Source organism: Mesorhizobium sp. YC-39, assembly GCF_025753795.1.
Taxonomy (GTDB): domain Bacteria; phylum Pseudomonadota; class Alphaproteobacteria; order Rhizobiales; family Rhizobiaceae; genus Mesorhizobium.
Map to the genome: position 1 here is coordinate 79,945 of NZ_JAOWPS010000014.1, position 6,000 is coordinate 85,944.

Annotated in this window: 5 protein-coding genes and 3 pseudogenes; 4 read left to right on the forward strand and 4 right to left on the reverse strand. The window is 58.9% G+C overall.

The genetic code is table 11. The features are described 5' to 3' along the window. Nucleotides 1-47 precede the first annotated feature (47 nt). The 4 genes and pseudogenes from OHD62_RS34025 to OHD62_RS34040 form a co-directional block, all read left to right on the forward strand. Nucleotides 48-894: pseudogene (locus tag OHD62_RS34025) on the forward strand (NAD(P)/FAD-dependent oxidoreductase); the annotation flags it as partial. 146 nt (nt 895-1,040) lie between these two features. Continuing rightward, nucleotides 1,041-2,303: an IS21 family transposase gene (istA, locus tag OHD62_RS34030; RefSeq protein ID WP_263791939.1), complete on the forward strand. Its 1,263-nt coding sequence runs from the start codon at nt 1,041-1,043 to the stop codon at nt 2,301-2,303. Then, entirely contained in the window at nt 2,300-3,181 is an 882-nt protein-coding gene (gene istB, locus OHD62_RS34035; RefSeq protein ID WP_263791919.1) for an IS21-like element helper ATPase IstB, read from the forward strand. The genes istA and istB overlap by 4 nt, the downstream gene beginning before the upstream one ends. 52 nt (nt 3,182-3,233) lie before the next feature. Next, a pseudogene (locus tag OHD62_RS34040) lies at nt 3,234-3,650 on the forward strand (NAD(P)/FAD-dependent oxidoreductase); the annotation flags it as partial. A 37-nt stretch (nt 3,651-3,687) separates the two neighbouring features. On the opposite strand, the gene OHD62_RS34045 reads toward OHD62_RS34040, so the two are convergent. The 4 genes and pseudogenes from OHD62_RS34045 to OHD62_RS34060 all read right to left on the reverse strand — a co-directional run. Continuing rightward, the gene (locus tag OHD62_RS34045; protein WP_263791921.1) at nt 3,688-4,362 is read right to left on the reverse strand and encodes an IS3 family transposase; all 675 of its coding nucleotides are present in this window, start codon (nt 4,360-4,362) and stop codon (nt 3,688-3,690) included. Next, nucleotides 4,359-4,781, reverse strand: a complete 423-nt coding sequence (locus OHD62_RS34050) for a helix-turn-helix domain-containing protein (protein WP_263791924.1) — start codon at nt 4,779-4,781, stop codon at nt 4,359-4,361. Before OHD62_RS34050 ends, OHD62_RS34045 begins: the two co-directional genes overlap by 4 nt. Before the next feature lie 244 nt (nt 4,782-5,025). Continuing rightward, the gene (locus tag OHD62_RS34055) at nt 5,026-5,565 is read right to left on the reverse strand and encodes an IS110 family transposase (RefSeq protein ID WP_263791926.1); all 540 of its coding nucleotides are present in this window, start codon (nt 5,563-5,565) and stop codon (nt 5,026-5,028) included. Between the two features lie 234 nt (nt 5,566-5,799). Then, nucleotides 5,800-6,000 (reverse strand): annotated as a pseudogene (locus OHD62_RS34060) (IS6 family transposase); the annotation flags it as partial.

Here is a 6,000-nt window from a genome sequence, read left to right on the forward strand (position 1 = left end):
TTGCTGCTAAAGGCCACCCTTATGGGCGAGGGCTTGAAAGGACGAAAATGCTGAACAACAGTCTTTCCCATGGGCTTTGGGAGCGGAGTGCACCAGACGCCCCGCAGACGAGCATCCTCAGATATGCCCATAAACGAGATGTGGCCGTGGTTGGCGGCGGATACACGGGTCTCTCGACGGCACTGCACTTGGCGCAAGCCGGTGTAAAGGTCAGCGTCCTTGAGGCGATGGAAATTGGCTTTGGAGCCTCGGGGCGCAACGCTGGCTTGGTTAATGCCGGCTTATGGATGAAGCCCGAGGATGTGAAATCAAGTTTAGGCGCACGTTTTGGTGAAAAGGTCTTGCAGCTTCTCAGCGACGGGCCTGCCGAGGTGTGGTCTCTGATCGACAAGCACGCCATCGACTGCCAGCCTGTGAGGAACGGGACGCTTCATTGCGCGGTCGGCGAAACAGGACTAGATGAACTCCGGGAACGCGAGCGGCAGTGGCAGGAACGGGGCGCCCCCGTGAATCTCCTCAACGTACAGGAGACCGCGACACGCATTGGTACGGGCGCCTATTCAGGATCGCTTCTTGATTTGCGCGCCGGAACTATCCGACCACTCGGTTATGCGCGAGGACTTGCTCGCGCGGCTATCTCCGCAGGAGGGTTGCCGGAATCGAGCGATCAAACAGCAAGTGGGCAGTACACACAGCAGGAGGCTCGGTAGAGGCCGACTGGGTCGTAGTTGCAACGGATGCTTATCGAAATCTCCCTGGCAAGAGCTCAGGCATGAGCAGATACATATTCCTTATTTCAATGTCGCAACCCGGCCGCTTCCGGACAAACTACAGAAGTCCATTCTCCCCAACCGCGAGGGTTGCTGGGACACTAAGAAAATCTTAAGTTCGTTTCTGTCGATACCGGATCAATACTCCCCACAAGTGCCGTTTGAATCTTCCTCAGTCTAGTGTTGCCGCCGGTCCTCCGGGGCGCGCCCCGGAGGACCGGCGGCACGTCATCACCGATACTGCTCTCGATGGTCGAGAGGGGAATGGCGGTGATCAAACTCGGGGAGATAGTCATGATCTTGGATATGCACCGGCAGGGGCTGTCGGTGTCAGCGATCGCCAGGCAGACCGGCGTCGATCGAAAGACAATCCGCAAATACATTGAGCGTGGCCTTGAGGCCCCTGCCTACGGACCAAGGGAGCCGCGGGCGACGGTGATTGATCCATTCATCACCTATCTGCGTGAACGGGTTGCTGCCTATCCCGGCCTTAGCGGTCGGCGGCTCTTGCGAGAACTGAAGGATCGTGGGTACGCCGGCGGCTACACTACCGTCACGGACTTCCTCAGAGAAGTTCGTCCGACCTCAGAAGCCGGCTTTGAAGTTCGGTTCGAAACAGCTCCCGGCGAACAGGCACAGGTGGATTTCGCCCAATTCCATGTCGTCTTCACCGACGAGCCGGCAACCCCCAGGATCGTCTGGCTGTTTTCTATGGTGCTGGGCTATAGCCGTCTCATCTGGGCGCGCTTTGCTATGCATCAGGATCTGCCGACAGTGCTGCGATGCCACGCGGCGGCGTTCGATGCGATCGGAGGCGTCCCGCGCGAGATCCTTTACGACCGGATGAAGACAGCGGTCATCGGCGAAGGCGAAACGGGCGGCATTGTTTATAACCGCGCTCTGCTCGATCTCGCCCGCCATTTCGGCTTTCATCCAAAGGCCTGCAAACCATATCGCGCCAAGACGAAGGGAAAGGTCGAGCGACCATTTCGCTATATTCGTGAAGACTTCTTCCTGGCGCGCTCGTTTCGCAACCTTGATGATCTTAACACCCAACTGCGGCAATGGCTGGATGCCGTTGCCAATCCGCGCGTGCACGCCACAACGCAGCGCGTCGTCGTCGAGGCCTTCGCGGAAGAGCGCCTTCATCTGCGTCCCTTGCCGCTGGCTCCGTTCCGATCGGTTCTGCGGCTTGAGCGCAGGATATCCCGAGAGGGCATGGTGAGCGTTGGTGGAAACGCCTACAGCGTGCCCGACGCCACCAGAAGGCGGCTCGTCGAAGTTCACACCTTGGCCAATGAGGTTCGAATCTTCGAAGACGGCGCGCTGATTGCTGTGCATCCGGTATTGGAAGGTCGCCATCAGCGCCGCGTCGAACCAGGACACAGAACCCTTCGCTCACCGCAGCGATCGCGATCGCGCGTCAACAATGACGAGATCATTCTTCATGGATCCGGAGACCGGGTCACACAGCGGCCGCTCGCCTTCTACGACGCCGTCGCCAGAGCCATGGCACAGGAGAACCGCCCATGAACGCCGCGCTCGATGCCGTGCCGTCGATGATCGACCGCATTCGCCATGACCTTGTCGGCCTGAGGATGCCACGTGCCCTTGAAGCACTCGACCATATTGTCCGCCGCCTCGAGCATGGCGAGCTGTCGGCACTCGAAGCGATCGATATTCTCCTTTCCGAAGAGCTGACCCTGCGCGAGAACAGTCGCATAAAGACGGCGTTGCGGATGGGTCGGCTGGCAACCATCAAAACGCTCGCCGGCTTCGATTTCACTTTCCAGCCCTCCCTCGATCGCGATCGGATCTTCACGCTCGCGCAACTGGGTTTCGTCGAAAGGCACGAGGCCGTCCATTTCCTCGGGCCGCCGGGAACCGGCAAAAGCCATCTCGCTGTGGCGCTCGGCGTCGAGGCTGTCAAAGCAGGCAAGAGCGTCTACTTCTGTACGCTTGCCGACCTCATTGCAGCGCTGTCCAGGGCCGAGCGCGAGGGACGGCTGCAAGAACGCATCCGCTTCTTCTGCAGGCCAGGTCTGCTGATCGTCGACGAGATCGGTTATCTCCCGGTCATCGCCGGCGGCGGCAACCTGTTCTTCCAGCTCGTCAACGCCCGCTACGAGAAAGGGGCAATGATCCTGACGTCCAATCGCGGCTTTGCAGAGTGGGGCGATGTTTTTGGAGACGCCGTGGTCGCCACCGCGCTTCTCGACAGGCTTCTGCATCATGCCGTCGTCGTTCAGATCGAAGGATCAAGTTACAGGTTGCGCCAACATGCCGAATTGATGCCTGAACACGTCCGTTCGAAAGCATTGATCAGCCCACCGTCCTTCGCCCCACCCTCACGCCCCCGAGGGCGACCGCCGAAAAATACCCAATTCTCCGTGTCGTCCGGGGCGGCATAATTGGGGAATTTTACTTCGGCACTTTTGAGGAAAGTTCACCCGGTATTGACAGTTTCGGCTGGATCGCGACGGACGGTTAATTTTCGGCAGTATCGGCGCGCTCGGGGGTACGGGTTCCAGGATTCACCGATCATGGGCTAAGCGCGCCATTCACAAGCTTTTCCCGCAAATTTTGGACCTCGAACTGGAGTTCGAGTGGTATGGAGCGATTGGAACAACTAGCAACCACCTGCCTCGTTTTCACCGCTTCGCACCAAATGTAGTCAGCATCTGCGGCTATAATGGCCGTGGAATTTCGCCAGCGACGGTCTTTGGGCGTGTTCTGGCCGACCATATTCTCGGGAATGTCGGAGACGCGGATCTGCCACTTCCTGTCACTACCCCGGAAACCCCGGCTTTCCGCACGCTCAAGGAAAACTACTATGAGGTGGGTGCCCAATTGGCACACTTCGTCGACGCGCGGTTCTGAGACGACACGGTTGTGGCCTTGCGCGCGGTAGCAATCTTTAGCCACCTTCCGGGCCGATCCTGTCGTAAGGATTGCCGACACGGCTCATGCTCGCCTGAATGCCGCGGCGGTGCAGAAGTTCGGAGTACGCTCCGCACGCGTATTGAACCCCGCGGTCGGAATGATGGATGATGCTCCCGGGTACGGGCTGACGATCAGCGATCGCCATCTCGAGAGCCTCGATGGCAAGGCTTGCTCTAAGATGCGTATCCAGCGCCCATCCGACCACCTTGCGGCTATAGGCGTCAAGGACAACGGCAAGGAAGGCAAACTCCTCGGCCAGATGCAGGAAGGTGATATCGGCAACCCATAGCTGGTTTACGCCATTGAGGATCATTACCCTCGCGAGGTTCGGCACGACTTGCCAACCATGCTGGGAGTTGGTCGTCACAGGCACAAAGGGGCTTGCGCGCAGGCACAGCAGATTGTCTTCACGCATGATCCGTAGAACGTATTTGTGATTGACCTGCCACCCCTCCCGCCGCAGCAGGGCTGCGATCCGGCGGTAGTGCGCGTTGCCGAGAGCCAGCTTCTGAATGAGATCGCGCAAACCTGTCTCCGCCCGACGCGGGGCCGAATCCAGCCAGTGACGGTAATAGCTCGCGCGGCTCACGCCAGCGAGCCAGCACATTCTATCGATGTTGAATTCGCCTTGCGACAGGGCGGTCGTCATCTTTTCGATGACCTTGAAGATCCCGTTTCGCCAGAAGCGTTGCTCCGACGATGATCTCCCTCGAAGGGCCGCAAGGCTTCTCGAAAAAAATCGAGATCGAGTTGCTGTTGCCCGACTTTCTGCTCCAATTCCCTGATCCGGCGCCTTGCCTTGGTCAGTGCCTTTTCCTGAGCCGCCGGCACATCAACTGCGCTCTGCAACTGCGCGATCCCGTCAGCTCCTGCTTTCCATCTGGCCGGCCGGCCGCGCCGGCGTGACTTCAGATTACCGCGGAGTCTGAGATGATCACGCCACTCGTAAAGTCGTTGGCGACTGATTCCAACCTCATCCGCCAACTTGCTGACAGTTTCGCCCGCCTCCATGCGCTGGAGAAGCTCCAGTTTTTGATCTTCATCAATGACCCTTTGCCGTCCGGCCATGCCCCAGTTTCCTCTCCTTGCAGGGAAACTGTCCGCGATTTTCTGTGCCTCAGTCTAGGGGTGCACTCCAATGCCGTCCGGATTTTGATCGGAATCCCGTCCGGTCATTCCCTGGAATCCGCAGGGGGTGCACTCCACCTGTCCGGCTTCAGATTGGAATAGCCATCCGGCATCACCGGAATACGCATCACGAGCAAGGCGTCGTACCTGCCGGTCCAGCATTTCCTGTTCCGTGCAGGCCTGTTCATGGACGGTCAGAAGCGGCTCGATCATGGATCGTAGCTGATGCCCGTCGACAACCAACGCCACGACCTTCGCCGAAACTGCGCACCCGTACTCTTTCAGCATTGACCGGACTTGGTTCTCGAGATCGCGGCGGACGGCGACAAGTCGATCGCGCCACCAGGAGGGATCGGGTGGCCTGGCTCTCTGTGCTTTTAACCTTGACCTCCCGATACCAGCCAACGCGAACCAGCTCGGCCAGGCCGCGGGCATCGCTCTCATCACTTTTGTTCATTCGAACTGAAAGTGCCGCCTTCGCATGCCGAGCATCAACACAGACGACCGGCAAGCCGGCCCGTTTAAGCTCAAGCCAGAGCCAGCTGGACATGGCGGCAGTTTCGAATCCGATGCGCTCGGCGTGCGGTGCGCGTTTGCGGAGCAACTCGGTCAGTGCTCCCGGATCGGACTTCACTTTCCCTTGGAAGACAGACCTTCCACCCTCATCGACGACGCAAACGCTCGTCTCCCGCTGCGACACATCCAATCCGACATATTGCTTCACTGCGGCCTCCTTGATCTCAATGGTCGGCGGCTTTTGCCGTCCATCGAGTCTTCGTTCAAAGGAGCGATGGCAGCAATTACGTCATCATGTGCAAAATTGATCCCATAATCGACTGTCCCTGAAGGGGCAATGATCAGGTGGCTGATTTGCCAGTCTGCCGGGTTTTGTTGCAACGGCTGAATAGGGGCGCAGAGAGGCCTGACGCGAGGTAAATCAGGCGGCAAGAATTTCGAACTACTCGGCCAGGGACGAATTCGGATTGAAGGCGTACCTCGCCTGTCGCTTGCGCTGTCAAATACTGGCTTCGGCGGATGCTGATCAGCTTCAGCCGGCCGCCGGGCGCGATCCTGCAAACGATTTGTGGTGCCGCAGGAAACGATCGCCTCGTGGTTGGTCTGGCTCCCTTCGATGACGACGCGATCCGGTCGGCCATAA

Bases quoted from the DNA above. Each gene is read 5' to 3' on its own strand.
- istB (WP_263791919.1), top strand. From the start codon at position 2,300: ATGAACGCCGCGCTCGATGCCGTGCCGTCGATGATCGACCGCATTCGC.
- OHD62_RS34045 (WP_263791921.1), bottom strand. From the start codon at position 4,362: ATGACGACCGCCCTGTCGCAAGGCGAATTCAACATCGATAGAATGTGC.
- OHD62_RS34050 (WP_263791924.1), bottom strand. From the start codon at position 4,781: ATGGCCGGACGGCAAAGGGTCATTGATGAAGATCAAAAACTGGAGCTT.